Origin of the sequence: Marinobacter sp. LA51 (assembly GCF_030297175.1) — a bacterium.
Lineage (GTDB): Bacteria > Pseudomonadota > Gammaproteobacteria > Pseudomonadales > Oleiphilaceae > Marinobacter > Marinobacter apostichopi.
Genome location: NZ_AP028070.1, coordinates 938547 through 952331 on the forward strand (window position 1 = coordinate 938547; position 13785 = coordinate 952331).

Consider the following 13785-nt stretch of genomic DNA (forward strand, 5'->3'; position numbering starts at 1 on the left):
CATGCAATGGGGCATTCAGGCAGAAAAATTGGTCAGCCTTTAAGGGTAATGGCAGGCGGGGCCAGTTACAAGGCAGGTAGGGGCAATCACGGGGTTACCGGGCACGACATTGGTCGTACCCGGTAGAGAAGGCGCCGTTTGATCAGGCCTGGGCGGCGTCCAGGGCCTGGGTGATGTCGGCGATCAGGTCATCAACGTGTTCAATGCCGATGGACAGGCGAACCAGATCCTCGCTCACACCGGCGCTCTTGAGCTCGTCCGGGCTGAGCTGGCGGTGGGTGGTGGAGGCCGGGTGGCAGGCCAGGGATTTGGCATCGCCGATGTTGACCAGTCGGTAGATTAGCTGCAGGGCGTCGATAAACTTCGCCCCAGCCTGGTGGCCGCCCTTGATGCCAAAGCTGAGAATGCCGGAAGCCTTGCCGCCGCAGATTTTCTCACAGGTGGCCTTGTACGGGCTGTTGGCCAGCGCCGCGTAATTAACCCATTCCACGGAGGGATGCTGCTGTAGGAAGTTGGCGACCTTTTCCGCGTTCTCGCAGTGACGCTCCATGCGCAGGGACAGGGTTTCCAGGCCCTGCATGATCAGGAAGGCGTTGAACGGAGCCAGCGCGGCGCCGGTGTTGCGCAGCGGGACCACACGACAGCGACCAATAAACGCGGCTGCGCCCAGGGCTTCGGTGTACACCACGCCGTGGTACGAGGGGTCCGGCTCGTTCAGCATCGGGAATTTGTCGGCACTGGCTTTCCAGTCGAACTTACCGGAATCCACCACGATGCCGGCAACTGTGGTGCCGTGGCCGCCGATGTATTTGGTCAGGGAGTGCACGACAATATCGGCACCGTGCTCGAACGGGCGGCACAGGAACGGGGTGGCGACGGTGTTGTCCACGATCAGCGGGATGCCGTGGCGGTGGGCGATGTCGGCCCAGCGCTGGATGTCCACCACGTTGCCAGCGGGGTTTCCGATGGATTCGCAGAACAGGGCGCGGGTGTTGTCGTCGATGGCCTGTTCAACGGCGTCAAAGTCGTCATGAGGGACCATACGGCAGTCGATGCCCTGGTTGGGCAGCGAATGGGCAAACAGGTTGTAGGTACCGCCGTAGAGCTGGCTGGTGCTGACGATGTTGTTGCCAACCTTGCAGATGGTTTGCAGGGCATAGGTGATCGCCGCCATGCCCGAGGCCAGGGCCAGGGCGCCAATGCCGCCTTCCAGCTGGGCCATCCGCTCCTCAAGAACACCGTTGGTGGGGTTCATTATGCGAGTGTAGATGTTGCCCTGTACCTTCAGGTCGAAAAGATCGGCACCGTGCTGGGTGTCGTCGAAGGTGTAGGAGGTGGTCTGGTAGATCGGGGTGGTGGCGGCGTTGGTTGCCGGGTCTCCGCTGAAGCCCGCGTGCAATGCCAGGGTTTCGAGTTTCATTGCAACTTCCTTGCTTGTGGTTTGTTGAAGTTATTGGTGTTGATCAGCAGTATGCCACAGAGTTTCAAATCGTCGAATTGACTGGATTGTCACACCGGTCAAACGAGTGCGCCGTGCACCATTGCTCGCAGCTCCTGGCGAATTGGGTAAGTTGAAGAAGGCATGAGCTGGGTCATGAACACGACTACCATGTCCTCCACCGGATCGACGAAAAAGTTAGTGCTGGCCAGGCCGCCCCAACCGTATTCGCCCACGGAGCCGATGGTGTGTGACTTGGCGACGTCGGTTTTAACCGAGAATCCCAGGCCAAAGCCGTTGCCCTCGTACGGTGTTTCACTGAAAGCGCCAATCGACAGCGCCGGCAGATCCTGATTGCCGGGCAAATGATTGCTGCGCATGAATTCCAGGGTTTTTCGGCCGATGATGCGCTCGCCCTGATACTCGCCGCCCTGGCACAGGGCCTGGGCAAACCGGTGGTAGTCGCTGATCGTGGACACCAGCCCGCCACCACCGGAAAGGAAACCCGGGGTTTTCAGGTAGCGCGAGCGCTGCGGATCGTCTTGCAGCTTCATGGTGTCACCCGGTTGGTGCAGGTAGCAGGCGGCAAAGCGATCCAGCTGAGCCTGAGGTACCTGAAAACCGGTATCAGTCATGCCCAGAGGGTCAAATATGTGCTCCTGAAAGTAGTCGTCGAGTGATTGACCAGACAGCTTCTGTACCAGGTAGCCGAGCACATCGGTTGATACCGAGTAATTCCAGGCGGTGCCGGGTGAATACTCCAATGGCAGATCGGCCAGCCGATCGACCAGTTTGTCCAGGGTCAGAGTGCCACTGCCATCCAGTTTGAGCTGGCGGTAGGCGGCATCAACCTCGGTGCGCTCCAGAAACCCATAGGTCAGGCCCGACATATGGGTGAGCAGGTCCCGTACGGTCATGGCGCGGGTAACAGGTTGGGTCTCGAAATTCGGCCAGCTTCCGGCTTTGTAAACTGCCAGATTGCGCCACGCCGGAATGTATTTGTGCACCGGATCGTCCAGTAGGAAACGCCCCTGCTCATAGAGCTGCATCATGGCGATGGAAGTCACCGGCTTGGTCATGGAGTAGATGCGAAAAATGGTGTCGTTGCGGGCTGGCTTGCTACGCTCCACATCCATCAAGCCCTGGGCGTGGGTCCAGACCACTTGTCCATGGCGGGCCACCAGGGTAACGGCGCCGGGCAGCTTGCCGGTACTGATGTAATTGTCATCAAGGTGACTTGCAATGCGCTCCAGACGATCCAGCGACAAACCGGCGACAACGTTGGGTTGGGGCATGACGGACTCCTTCGGGTAAAACCGGAGCTTATGCCATTCTGACGGCGGCGAGAAGGGTGGCGGGTGGCAGATCAGGCCGGGTAGGGAAATGCCGGGATTCACATCCGGACGGCCAATCAGCACAATGGCGCGTCATTCCAAGGTAGGTGACGATAAATGACAAATTGGGTATTTCTGGCGTTGGCGATTGTCGCGGAAGTGGTGGCCACTTCGTCGCTCAAGGCGAGTGATGGCTTTACCCGGCTGACGCCATCGTTGATCGTGGTTGTGGGCTATGGCGTGGCCTTTTATCTGCTGTCGCTGGCGTTGCGAAGCATACCGGTGGGGACCGCCTACGCGATCTGGGCTGGTCTGGGGATTGTGCTGGTGGCAGCTGCGGGGTGGTTGTTGTTCGATCAAAAGCTGGACGCCTGGGGTATTGTCGGAATGGCACTGATCGTGTCAGGGGTGTTTGTGCTGAACGTGCTGTCCCGCGCCGGTGGCCACTGATTGGGCGACGATCCTAATCGACGATGCGCATTCAGGTTCAGATCCGTTGATTTCGTAATCAAGCTGGCTGTAGGTATACTCTCAGGTAGCGAGCTAGAACTCTCTACCCAGAATGGTGCGCCACATCAGAGCGATGAACCCTTCCAAAACGTTGTTTGCCGTTCTCTTCAGTGTTTGCCTGCTGGCGTTCTCGTCTCTAAGTCTGGCCGGCGTTCTTCGTATCCTCGCCCCGGATTTACCGGGCACCTCTGAGCCGGGCGGGAAGGGCCGGGATGCCGAAACCGTCAAGCGGGTTTTGCAGCGGTGCGGTTATGAGGCCAAATTCCTGACCCAGCCGTTTGGTCGCCACATCTTTACCTACCGGGATTCCAATAAAGCCGACGCGGTGATGACTGTGCCCCTGGGTACTCAGCTTTCCGGATACTCTACCGCTGCTTACATCTGGTACCAGAACGGCGCCGTGTACGACGCTAACCGTATTCCGAGGGTCAACTCTGTGGCGGATCTGCAGGGCCGGGACGTGGTCACCTTCAAAAATGGTGTTGAGCTGCTTGAACTGGAAAATTACGAGGTCAAATTCGGTTCAGTTCTGGAGCTCGCGAACCAGCGGATTCATTCCCACTTACTGCTGCTTGGGCGGGTAGATGCCATTCTGGCCGACGGGCTTATCGTGGCAGAGATCAACCGACGTATTCTGACCTCAGCATCCTCAATATTTGAGCTGGATCAGCTGCCGGATCTGAAGTTTGCCCCGATCTTCACGCCCACACCCTACAAATTGGTATTTCGCGAACCCGCGCTGGCGAAAGCCTTTGATAGTTGTTTCGACCTCGCCTACGAAGAGGGCGTGGTGACACGCATCGATGAAAAATATATAGGCCGGCTCCAGCAGTCGCTGGGCTTTCGGTATCTGGGACTTTGAGTTGAGAATAAGGGCTCAGTGCCCTTTGTCTTGTTCGTCTTGGCGGCGACGCTTCAGGTAGTCGTGGATAGAGGGGTAGAAAAACACCGCCAGGCAGGTTGCGAACAAGACTAGCGAGATTGCGACCGTTTTCAGGCTGCTTCCAGCTGAAAGCAGGCTAACGGTCACTACCAGAACGATCAGGAACAGGGACTCGGCTTGTCGCGATTGCATGATGTGAACTAACCAAAAAGAGTTCAGGAAGCCAGAGCCCGATACTACCGCAATAGCCTGGTTTAGATTGTCAAAGGTTGTGTAATTTGCGAGCGGGCGGGGAAGTGAATATTCGATGCCTGTGCCTCAGCTGTGAATGACAATGTGATCACGTCCGGAGCTTTTGGCCAGATACATTGCCTCATCTGCCCTGGATAACAGGCTACCGATGCTTTCATTAGCGCGCAGTTGGGCTACACCGACGCTGATGGTCAGCCTGGCTGCACCCTCGTCATCGGAAATGATGACGTTCCTCAGCTGACTGGCGAGTCGGTTCATGATCTTGACTGCCTCGGCGCTGGTGGTACAGGGCAGGCCGGCAATGAATTCCTCACCGCCCCAGCGGGCGAACAAGTCCTCATCCCGCGCCTCACGCTGAGCAATGGAGGAAAATGCCTTGAGCGCCTCGTCGCCAGCCTGGTGCCCGAATCGGTCATTGATGCGCTTGAAGTGATCGAAGTCGATGATGGCGATTGAGAAGGTTGTTCCGTGGCGCTTGGCCCGGGCTATTTCCTTTTTCAGTGATGTTTCCATCATCCGGCGATTGCCCAGCCCGGTCAGTGGGTCGGTTGCTGCTATACGCTCCATCTCTGCACGGGCTGTGGTGAGTGAGTCCAGGTGCCGCTGGCGCTGAATTTCATTGCCAATCCAGTCTGCGAACAAACGGACCAGCTCAATGTCCTGGCCGGTGAACGGGCGGGTTTTCTCGGGACTGGAGAAGTTCAGGGTACCGAAACGGGCACCGTCGACAAAAATGGGCGAGCCCAGATAGGCTTCCAGCCCAAAATTCTGGTAGCAGGGATGGCTGTTGATCCTGCTTTGGGCGACATGGTGGAAGCCCTGCACATCGTTGGCTTCAAAAACGTGTGAGCAGTAGGTGTTGCCCAGCTCAAAGGTCATGCCCGGAGACAACACGTTCTCCGGGTGTACCGCCCTCATCACGGTGTAGGTGGGGTCATCGATCTTGCTGAAGATGGCGATTGGGAGTCCAAAATGATCCGCGCCCAGTTCCAGGATCGCGTCCACCCGTTCGTTAAAGGAAAGGCTCTGGTTCGAGGTAATGCTGTGCAGGCTGTTCAGGGTGCGCTCGGCGGACAGTCTCGCGGAGACGTCCCGGATCAGGCCCACAAAATAGATCAGCTTGCCGTGCTCGTCGTGAATGGGGCCGCCCTGTGTTTCGCCCTCAAATGTCTCGCCGTTCTTACGGGCATAAGTGATGGTGTAAATCGAGGTTTCACGAGCTGCCGCGTTGTAACGCTGGCGGCCTTGCTCCTCGAACTCTTCTGACGAGGCATAGAGCACCTTGGTTTTCCGGCCCCAGATTTCTAACTCTGAATATTGGAAAAGTGACTCTGCGGCCGCGTTAATCATGACGATTTCACGCTGGAGGTTCGCGATAACCACCGCTACATCCAGCTTGTCGAACACGGATCTCAGGAGGGGGTTCAGCCGGGCATCGCTACCGGTAGGGGTGGTGTCCCTTGAGCTCAATTTGCCTCCTGCGCGCCCGCTTTTTATTTTCAGGTTAGAGTTTCTGCATTCAGCATAGTCGCAGACACTGAAGTGTACTAGCGCGGCTTTCAGTGTCAGGCCCGTGTGTTCAGCTCTTCCCCGGTATCCGGGTCTGGAAACACGATGTCGTAACACCAGGTGAACACAAACGCGAACACCAGGTAAAAGAGTACAAAAGCAACGTCGACAATCAGGGCCTCAATCAGTCCGATTCCCATCCACCAGGCAATCACCGGCAAAAATGCGATCATCAAGCCTAGCTCAAAGCTGATGGCGTGAATGAATCGTACCGGTAGGGTTTTACGGGTGGAGCCGGTCAGTCGCTTCAGGCCGTGATCGAAGGCCAGGTTGAATACATAGTTCCACACCGTTGCCATGGTTGCACCGATTACACCGAGGACCCCGGTTTTACCGAGATCGTACCCGAAGGTAAACGCAGCCAGGGGAATGGATAGCAGGAGGCCAATAAGTTCGAACGAGATGGCCTGACGAATTCTGTCTCTGGTCGTTCTCATAGCAGGATCTTACGAAGGCGGGTCGTCCCGTGTTCAGTTCCCGGGAAGGGTGGGGTCGTCCCCAACGAAAAAAGGGCCACGATACGAATCGTGACCCTTTTCGAAGTCTGGTAGCAAGGGGCGGAGTCGAACCGCCGACCCCAGCATTATGAGTGCTGTGCTCTAACCAACTGAGCTACCTTGCCATTTCGTTCCGGGCGTTGCCCTAAACGAGGCGCGTATTTTCAGTATTTGGGCCCATCCTGTCAAGGCTTAGGGCTGACTTTTTCCCGAAAAGTTACACGTTGAAGCGGAAGTGGATAACGTCGCCGTCCTGAACGATGTAATCCTTGCCCTCAAGGCGCCATTTACCGGCGTCTTTGGCACCGGCTTCGCCATTGAACTGGACGAAATCGTTGTAGCCCACAATCTCGGCACGGATAAAGCCGCGCTCGAAATCAGTATGGATCACGGCGGCGGCCTGGGGCGCTGTGGCACCAATACGGACAGTCCAGGCGCGAACTTCCTTCACGCCGGCGGTGAAGTAGGTCTGCAGGCCCAGCAGATCGTAACCGGCGCGAATAACGCGGTCCAGTCCCGGCTCTTCCATGCCCATTTCATCCAGGAACATGGCCTTTTCTTCGTCTTCCAGTTCCGAAATCTCGGCTTCCAGCTTGTTGCAGATGGGGACGACAACGGCGTTCTCGGAAGCGGCAATCTCGCGCACAGTATCCAGGTGTGGATTGTCCTCGAATCCGTCTTCATTGACGTTCGCGATGTACATGGTTGGCTTCACCGTGAGCAGGCACAGCTCGCGGACTAGCGCCATCTGGTCTTTGTCCAGATTCATGCTGCGCACCGGCTTGCCTTCGTTCAGCACTGGCAGCAGCTTCTCGAACATCTCCAGCTGTGCCTTGGCTTCCTTGTCGCCACTCTTGGCCACGCGCTGAACGCGTTTGATAGCCTTCTCTACGGTGTCCAGATCGGCCAGGGCCAACTCGGTGTTGATCACGTCGATGTCAGATGCCGGATCAACCTTGTTGGCGACGTGGATCACGTTGCCGTCTTCGAAGCAGCGCACGACGTGTGCAATGGCGTCGGTCTGACGAATGTTGGCCAGGAACTGGTTGCCCAGGCCTTCGCCTTTAGAGGCGCCGGCAACCAGGCCGGCAATATCGACGAATTCCATGGTAGTGGGAACCGTGCGCTCCGGCTTGACCATCTCGGACAGCTTGTTCAGGCGCGGATCCGGCATCGCTACCACACCGGCATTGGGCTCGATGGTGCAGAACGGGAAGTTCTCGGCGCCAATGCCAGACTTGGTCAGTGCGTTGAACAGGGTGGATTTGCCGACGTTGGGAAGGCCGACGATGCCGCAGTTAAATCCCATGGAATGCCTCTGCTGGTACTAAAAATGTGGGCGGATTATACCGGTGTCAGCCGGAACGTGCGAGTAAGGGGAAATGCCCTCTCAGGGGGCAGGCTTGAAGCTGTGCAGGCGGTTCATGGCGGCGGCCAGTTTGCCGCTGGCGGCCTCTGGCAGAACCCGCATAATCTCATCAAAAACCGCGGTCAGCTCCTCGGTTTCTTTCTTGCCGAGTCGGCCGAGAACGAATCCGGTTACCTTTCGGCTGTCGCCTGGATGGCCGATGCCCAGTCGTAGGCGTTGGAACTCCTTGCTGCCGAGGTGCGCAATGGCATCCCGCAGACCGTTGTGGCCTCCATGACCACCGCCTTTTTTCAGCTTGGCAGTGCCAGGGGGCAGGTCGAGTTCGTCGTGGGCGACCAGTATCTGTTCGGGGGAAATCTTGAAAAAGTCCGCCAGAGCCTTGATGGACAGGCCGCTGCGGTTCATAAACGTGGAGGGGTTCAGCAAGTGCAGGTCGAGTCCCTGCCACTGAATGCGGGCATAGAGCCCGTGGTACTTCTTTTCGGGACGGAGCGTCTGGCCCGCATGGCGGGCCAGCGCTTCGACGAACAGGGCGCCGGCGTTGTGGCGGGTATTCTCGTAATCAGGACCGGGGTTACCCAGTCCGACCACCATGACAATATCCTGTGCCATTCGCCGTTGCCCCCGGAGTGATTACTCCTTCTCTTCGCCTTCTTCGCCTTCTTCACCGTCTTCCGCTTCGTCGACTTTCGCGCCGCGCGGCTTGTGAATGGCGACAACCGGCAGGTCGTGGTCTTCACCCTGGAGCAGGGCAGCAACACGAACGCCTTCCGGCAGTTTCAGATCGCTCAGGTGAACAACCTGGTCCATTTCAACTGCGTTCATATCGACTTCGATGAACTCAGGCAGGTTCTGCGGCAGACAGATCACTTCTACTTCGTTGATCTGGTGGTTAGCCACACCGCCGTGAAGCTTGATAGCCGGTGCAGATTCTTCGTTGATGAAGTGCAGCGGTACGTTCACGTGGATTTCGTGGTCCTTGTCTACGCGCAGGAAGTCAGCGTGCGTCAGGATAGGCTTGTACGGGTGACGCTGCAGATCCTTCAGGATCACGCTTTCTTTCTTGCCATCCAGTTCAACGGTCAGAACGTGGGAGAAGAACGCTTCGTTTTCCAGAGCCTTCTTCAGCTCGTTGTGCCAGATGGAAATCGCGGTTGCTTCCTTGTTACCACCGTAAATGATGGCTGGAATTTTCCGTTCCTCACGACGCAGGCGGCGGCTCGCACCTCTCCCCTGATCGCCACGAGGAAATGCTTCAATAACAAAATCCTGAGACATGGTAATAACCTCAATCGTCACCTGAACTGCCCGCGACCAGGCGTTGGATCAGGTGATGTTTCTGAAAAGCCGGCTTTTCCGGCTGACTAAAAGAGTCGGGAGCCTGATTAGGCTCCCGACTCGGTAACTGCTTGTTTTGCCAGAGGGCTAAAGCGTTAAGCCCGCTTAGGCATTCTCGAACATGGCACTGATCGATTCTTCGTTGCTGACGCGGCGAATAGATTCCGCCATCAGCCCGGCCATTCCGAGGACGCGGATTCTATCACAATTTTTAGCTTTGTCACCCAGCGGGATGGTATCGCAGACAACCAGCTCGTCCAGATCCGACGCATTGATGTTGTCAATCGCGGGGCCTGACAGAACAGGGTGAGTGATATAGGCCACAACCCGGGCTGCGCCATGCTCTTTCAGAGCGTTGGCTGCTTTGCACAGGGTGCCGGCGGTATCGATGATGTCGTCCACCAGGATGCAGGTCTTGTCGCGAACGTCACCGATGATGTGCATGACCTGGGACACGTTCGCCTTCGGGCGACGCTTGTCGATAATGGCCAGGTCGGCATCGTCCAGTTTCTTGGCGACGGCGCGGGCGCGAACAACACCGCCAACGTCGGGAGAAACCACGATGAAGTTTTCAAAGCGCTGCTTCTCGATGTCTTCGAGCATGACCGGCGTGGCGTAGATGTTGTCCACCGGGATATCGAAGAAGCCCTGAATCTGGTCAGCGTGCAGGTCGACGGTCAGGACACGGTCCACGCCGATGCTGGAGATCATGTCTGCTACTACCTTGGCGCTGATGGCAACTCGCGTGGAGCGTACCCGGCGATCCTGGCGTGCATACCCGTAATAGGGGATAACGGCAGTGACACGTGTTGCGGAGGCCCGGCGAAGGGCGTCGGCCATCACGATCAGTTCCATCAGGTTATCGTTGGTGGGGTAGCAGGTCGGCTGGATGATGAATACATCATGGCCGCGAACATTCTCATTGATTTCAACGGTGGTTTCACCGTCGCTGAACCGACCGACAGTAGCCTGGCCCATGGGAATGTGGAGTTTCTGTGCGATGTCTTTGGCAAGCTCAGGATTGGCGTTGCCAGCGAAAATCATCAGTTTGGACACGACGGCATCCTTCTCAGTATCGGCGTTTGATTCAGAAGAAGCGGGAGAAAGGTGGCTGGGGTGGCAGGATTCGAACCTGCGCATGACGGGATCAAAACCCGTTGCCTTACCACTTGGCGACACCCCAGTATCGTGCTTTTTTGGCATCATTTTAGCTCTGTCAGCTTTTTGTGTAGAGGCGAATAGTTCACCCCTTTAGCTACGAACCCCGTGATGCCGGAGGGTTTGCTTTCCCAGATAATCCGGGCTGCGGATTCTGTAGGGAAACGTCCAAATATGCAAGCCCCGGTTCCGGTTAATCTTGCAGGTCCGAATTGTGCAAGCCAATCCAGGCTTTGGTTGACCTCAGGATACAGTCTTCGAACCGCATCTTCACAGTCGTTTCGGTACCTCGAGGCGTCTCCCTCAAAAGCGGGCGCTATTGTGATTCTCGGGGTGTTTCTTGTCAACCCTTGATCGGAAAAAATCTTACCGGTGTTGATGTTGCAGCCGGGTTTCAGAACGACGAACCAGTCCTCCGGCGGTGTCGCCGGCGTCAGTTTTTCGCCCACACCTTCACCAAAAGCGGCATGGCCACGGACAAACACCGGTACATCTGCGCCGAGAGCCAGGCCCAGTTGCGCCAGCTCGTCAATATCGAGGCCCAGCTGCCAGAGATAATTCAGGCCCAGCAGGGTAGTGGCGGCGTCGGAGCTGCCGCCGCCCAGACCGCCGCCCATAGGTAGTCGCTTGGCAATGCTGATGTCGACGCCGGGCAGGGGCGAGTTCGCCCGTTTCGCCAAGACCTCGGCGGCACGCACCACCAGGTTGCCCTGGTCGGGAACGCCGGCGAGGGCTTGGGCAAGGCGAATGCCCGGACGCTCGGGTGTCAGTGTGAGGGTGATGTCGTCGCCGTGGTCCAGAAACTGAAACAGGGTTTGCAGTTCGTGGTAGCCATCGGGCCGGCGCCCGACAATGTGCAGAAACAGGTTCAGTTTCGCCGGCGCCGGCAGGGTGATGCTGGTAGTCACGGCTTGGTGTCCAGGGTGTTCCAGTTACTGACCACTAATCGCACCCGCTTGTCGTCCTTCAGGGCGGTGATTTTCGCCGGCAGGGTGGGGTGGTCTGGCAGGAATTGCTGCCAGCGGTCGTAGCGGATTTCCCAGCCGGCCTGGCGAATGATCGCTAATTGATTGGCGTCGTTAAACAGAAGCCGGAAATCGTCGCCTGGGGCGGGCAGGCCCCGAATCCACCAAACCAGATGGTTCAGGGGTAATTGCCAGCCGGTAGCGGCCGCCACGAGCGCCTCGGGTTCGCCGGACCGGTAGGTGTCGCCACCGGGCAGGGTCAGTTCAATAAACCCCGGCACACCTTTTAGAGTGGTGCTGCCCATGCCCAGGAATGACGACGACAGGGCCAGGTCGTAGGCCTCGCCCTGTTGAATCCAATGATTGATCAGCGCGGTACCGCTGTCGGAGGGTTGCCGCACCGCCAGTTTGCCCATCAGCTGCCAGTGGTCGAAGCGGGTCAGTTGCTGGCTACGCTTGGCCCAGTCGGCGGGTGGTTGATCGGTCATCCCCTCAGGCAGGGGTGCCAGGTCGATGGTGGTGCAGGCGCCAAGCAGGGCGATCAATGGCAGTAACAGCCATAAACGGAGCGTTCGTGGCATTACAGCTCACCGTTATCGGTCAGGCGGTCAATGGTTTCCCGCAGAACGCTGTGGTCGGCATCCTGCTCCAGGCCTTCCTTCCAGACAATGCGGGCCTGGTCTTCGGCACCGCTAACCCACAGTGCCTCGCCATAGTGGGCAGCGACTTCCGGATCGGGGAATGCGGACCAGGCCCGTGCCAGGTAGTCGAGGGCCGGCTGCAGTTGCCCTTCCTGAAACAGAACCCAGCCCATGCTGTCGAGAATGGCGGGGTTTTCCGGGTCCAGGGCCAGGGCTCGCTCAATGTAGTTGCGGGCTTCCTTCAGTCGATCAGTCCGGGTGGTCAGGATGTAACCCAGGGCATTGAGGGCGACGGCGTTGCCCGGGTCCTCGTCGATGATGCGCTTGAGGTCTTCCTCGGCGCGTCCTGGCTGATCCATGGTGTCGAGCATCATGGCGCGGGCGTAGCGAATCTGGATGTTGTCGGGGAACTCGTCCAGTGCCTCGGTGGCGGTTTCAAGGGCGGCTTGATTGCGGTCCTGGTCCAGCAGCAGATTTACTTCCAGTAGCCAGAAGTTCTCCGCTTGCTGAGGATTGGTGTCTTTCAGGTTGCGAATGTTGGTAACGGCATCGTCTAGCCGGTTCTCTTCGGCTAGCAATTCGCTGGTGCGTGCGAGTGCCGGGAAATAGTAGTTGCCCTGGGAGACGCTCTGGTAATAGCTGATGGCCTGCTGGGTATTGCCGGCCTCGTCTTCCATGCGCCCGAGGTAATAGTTGGCTTCGTTGGTGTGGTGGCCCTGTTGGATCAGACGGTTCAGTTCCTGTCTGGCCAGGTCGGTCTGGCCGTTTTCCATGGCGACCAGGGCGTGGGACAAGCGAAGGCCCGGAGTATTCGGGTACTGCTGCACGAGGCGTTTGAACTCGTCCTGGGCGGCCTGCAATTCACCCTCGCCCAGCAACATACGGCCATAGAGTGTGCCCATGCGGCGGTTGGCCGGGAAGCGCCGGGTATTGGTCATCAGGTAATCGAGCGCCTGCTGCTGGGCGTTTTCCTGGTAAAGCAGGTCGCCCCTGAGAATGATCGCCGGCTGGAAGTTGGGATGCTCCTCGAGTAAAGGAGTCAGTCGATTCAAGGCCTGGCCAGGATCGCCGGTTACCTTTAATAGCAGCGCAATGCTGTAGTCGAGCTCGGGCGAATTCGGGTGGCGCTCCGCCAGTTCCTTGTAGAGCTGCAGGAGTTCTTGTTGCTGTTCCGGGGGCAGGTTGCCAGCCATGGCAGCCAGGCTGTCGAAATCAGCATCGCCACCCTGGTTCATGATTTTTTCCATGTGACCCAATGCGGTATTCAGTTCGTTGCGCTTGATGGCCTGGATGGCAGATACGCGCAGGGCCTGCATGTTGTCGGGGTCGACTTCCAGCCACAGGTCAGCGAGCTGCTTCTGGGCGTTGTCGCCATTAAGGGATTGGGCTATGCGCATGGCACGCTCGATAACGCCTTTGTCCCGGGACTTTTTGGCGGCCTTCAAGTAGTTCACCAGGGTGACATCGTAGCGACCGCGCTGTGCGGCAATCTCTCCGGTAAGGAGAAGGTAGAGAACGTCCGGCTCGAAGTCGGCATACGCAATGCTCGCCTCGCTGGCCGGTTTGGCCTCGGCGGCGGCTGGGGCTTCGGTGCCGGTTTCTTGCCCGGAGCCGTTCAGGCTGGCGCAGCCGGCGAGGGAGAGGCCCAGCAGGCAGGTGACCAATAAGGGTGCGGATTTGTGCATGCAACTTCCCGTGATTCTGTCGACAACTCTTCAGAGATTGACGCCAACCCGCCGTTGGTTTGAGCTGGATCGGCTCGCGGCCGTGGCCGGTTCCCTATAATGGCATAAGCGCCTGATCTTGCCCAACCTGTCCGCACTTGCCGCAG

14 protein-coding genes and 2 tRNA genes are annotated in these 13785 nt (G+C 58.0%); 2 read left to right on the forward strand and 14 right to left on the reverse strand.

Annotated features, from left to right (window positions below):
* Window positions 1-142: 142 nt before the first annotated feature.
* Window positions 143-1420 (reverse strand): O-acetylhomoserine aminocarboxypropyltransferase/cysteine synthase family protein, encoded by a 1278-nt coding sequence (locus tag QUE89_RS04290; RefSeq protein WP_286221986.1) that lies wholly within the window; start codon window positions 1418-1420, stop codon window positions 143-145.
* Between the two features lie 98 nt (window positions 1421-1518).
* Window positions 1519-2733: a serine hydrolase domain-containing protein gene (locus QUE89_RS04295; protein ID WP_286221987.1), complete on the reverse strand. Its 1215-nt coding sequence runs from the start codon at window positions 2731-2733 to the stop codon at window positions 1519-1521.
* A 156-nt stretch (window positions 2734-2889) separates the two neighbouring features.
* On the opposite strand from QUE89_RS04295, the gene QUE89_RS04300 reads away from it, so the two are divergent.
* On the forward strand, window positions 2890-3222 hold the full coding sequence (locus tag QUE89_RS04300; protein WP_286221988.1) for a DMT family transporter: 333 nt from the start codon (window positions 2890-2892) through the stop codon (window positions 3220-3222).
* 133 nt (window positions 3223-3355) lie between these two features.
* On the forward strand, window positions 3356-4144 hold the full coding sequence (locus tag QUE89_RS04305; RefSeq protein ID WP_286221989.1) for a type 2 periplasmic-binding domain-containing protein: 789 nt from the start codon (window positions 3356-3358) through the stop codon (window positions 4142-4144).
* A 15-nt stretch (window positions 4145-4159) separates the two neighbouring features.
* On the opposite strand, the gene QUE89_RS04310 is transcribed toward QUE89_RS04305, so the two are convergent.
* The 12 genes from QUE89_RS04310 to QUE89_RS04365 all read right to left on the reverse strand — a co-directional run bounded on the left by QUE89_RS04310 (window position 4160) and on the right by QUE89_RS04365 (window position 13639).
* Window positions 4160-4357 (reverse strand): hypothetical protein, encoded by a 198-nt coding sequence (locus QUE89_RS04310; protein WP_286221990.1) that lies wholly within the window; start codon window positions 4355-4357, stop codon window positions 4160-4162.
* A gap of 126 nt (window positions 4358-4483) precedes the next feature.
* Window positions 4484-5887, reverse strand: a complete 1404-nt coding sequence (locus tag QUE89_RS04315; protein WP_286221991.1) for a diguanylate cyclase — start codon at window positions 5885-5887, stop codon at window positions 4484-4486.
* A gap of 95 nt (window positions 5888-5982) precedes the next feature.
* The gene (locus QUE89_RS04320) at window positions 5983-6423 is read right to left on the reverse strand and encodes a PACE efflux transporter (RefSeq protein WP_286221992.1); all 441 of its coding nucleotides are present in this window, start codon (window positions 6421-6423) and stop codon (window positions 5983-5985) included.
* A 108-nt stretch (window positions 6424-6531) separates the two neighbouring features.
* Window positions 6532-6608, reverse strand: a tRNA-Met gene (locus QUE89_RS04325).
* A 92-nt stretch (window positions 6609-6700) separates the two neighbouring features.
* Window positions 6701-7792, reverse strand: a complete 1092-nt coding sequence (gene ychF / locus QUE89_RS04330; protein WP_286221995.1) for a redox-regulated ATPase YchF — start codon at window positions 7790-7792, stop codon at window positions 6701-6703.
* Window positions 7793-7873: 81 nt separating this feature from the next.
* Entirely contained in the window at window positions 7874-8464 is a 591-nt protein-coding gene (gene pth, locus QUE89_RS04335; RefSeq protein ID WP_286221996.1) for an aminoacyl-tRNA hydrolase, read from the reverse strand.
* Between the two features lie 21 nt (window positions 8465-8485).
* On the reverse strand, window positions 8486-9130 hold the full coding sequence (locus QUE89_RS04340) for a 50S ribosomal protein L25/general stress protein Ctc (RefSeq protein WP_286221997.1): 645 nt from the start codon (window positions 9128-9130) through the stop codon (window positions 8486-8488).
* 165 nt (window positions 9131-9295) lie between these two features.
* Complete coding sequence (locus QUE89_RS04345) at window positions 9296-10246, reverse strand: ribose-phosphate pyrophosphokinase (protein ID WP_041340382.1); 951 nt, start codon at window positions 10244-10246, stop codon at window positions 9296-9298.
* A 52-nt stretch (window positions 10247-10298) separates the two neighbouring features.
* Window positions 10299-10373 (reverse strand) — tRNA-Gln (locus tag QUE89_RS04350).
* 19 nt (window positions 10374-10392) lie between these two features.
* Window positions 10393-11256 carry a 4-(cytidine 5'-diphospho)-2-C-methyl-D-erythritol kinase gene (gene ispE, locus QUE89_RS04355; RefSeq protein ID WP_286221998.1) on the reverse strand — a complete coding sequence of 288 codons (864 nt, stop codon included), beginning with the start codon at window positions 11254-11256 and terminating at the stop codon, window positions 10393-10395.
* Entirely contained in the window at window positions 11253-11894 is a 642-nt protein-coding gene (gene lolB / locus QUE89_RS04360; RefSeq protein WP_286221999.1) for a lipoprotein insertase outer membrane protein LolB, read from the reverse strand. Before lolB ends, ispE begins: the two co-directional genes overlap by 4 nt.
* Window positions 11894-13639, reverse strand: a complete 1746-nt coding sequence (locus tag QUE89_RS04365) for a tetratricopeptide repeat protein (protein ID WP_286222000.1) — start codon at window positions 13637-13639, stop codon at window positions 11894-11896. Before QUE89_RS04365 ends, lolB begins: the two co-directional genes overlap by 1 nt.
* Between the last annotated feature and the right edge of the window lie 146 nt (window positions 13640-13785).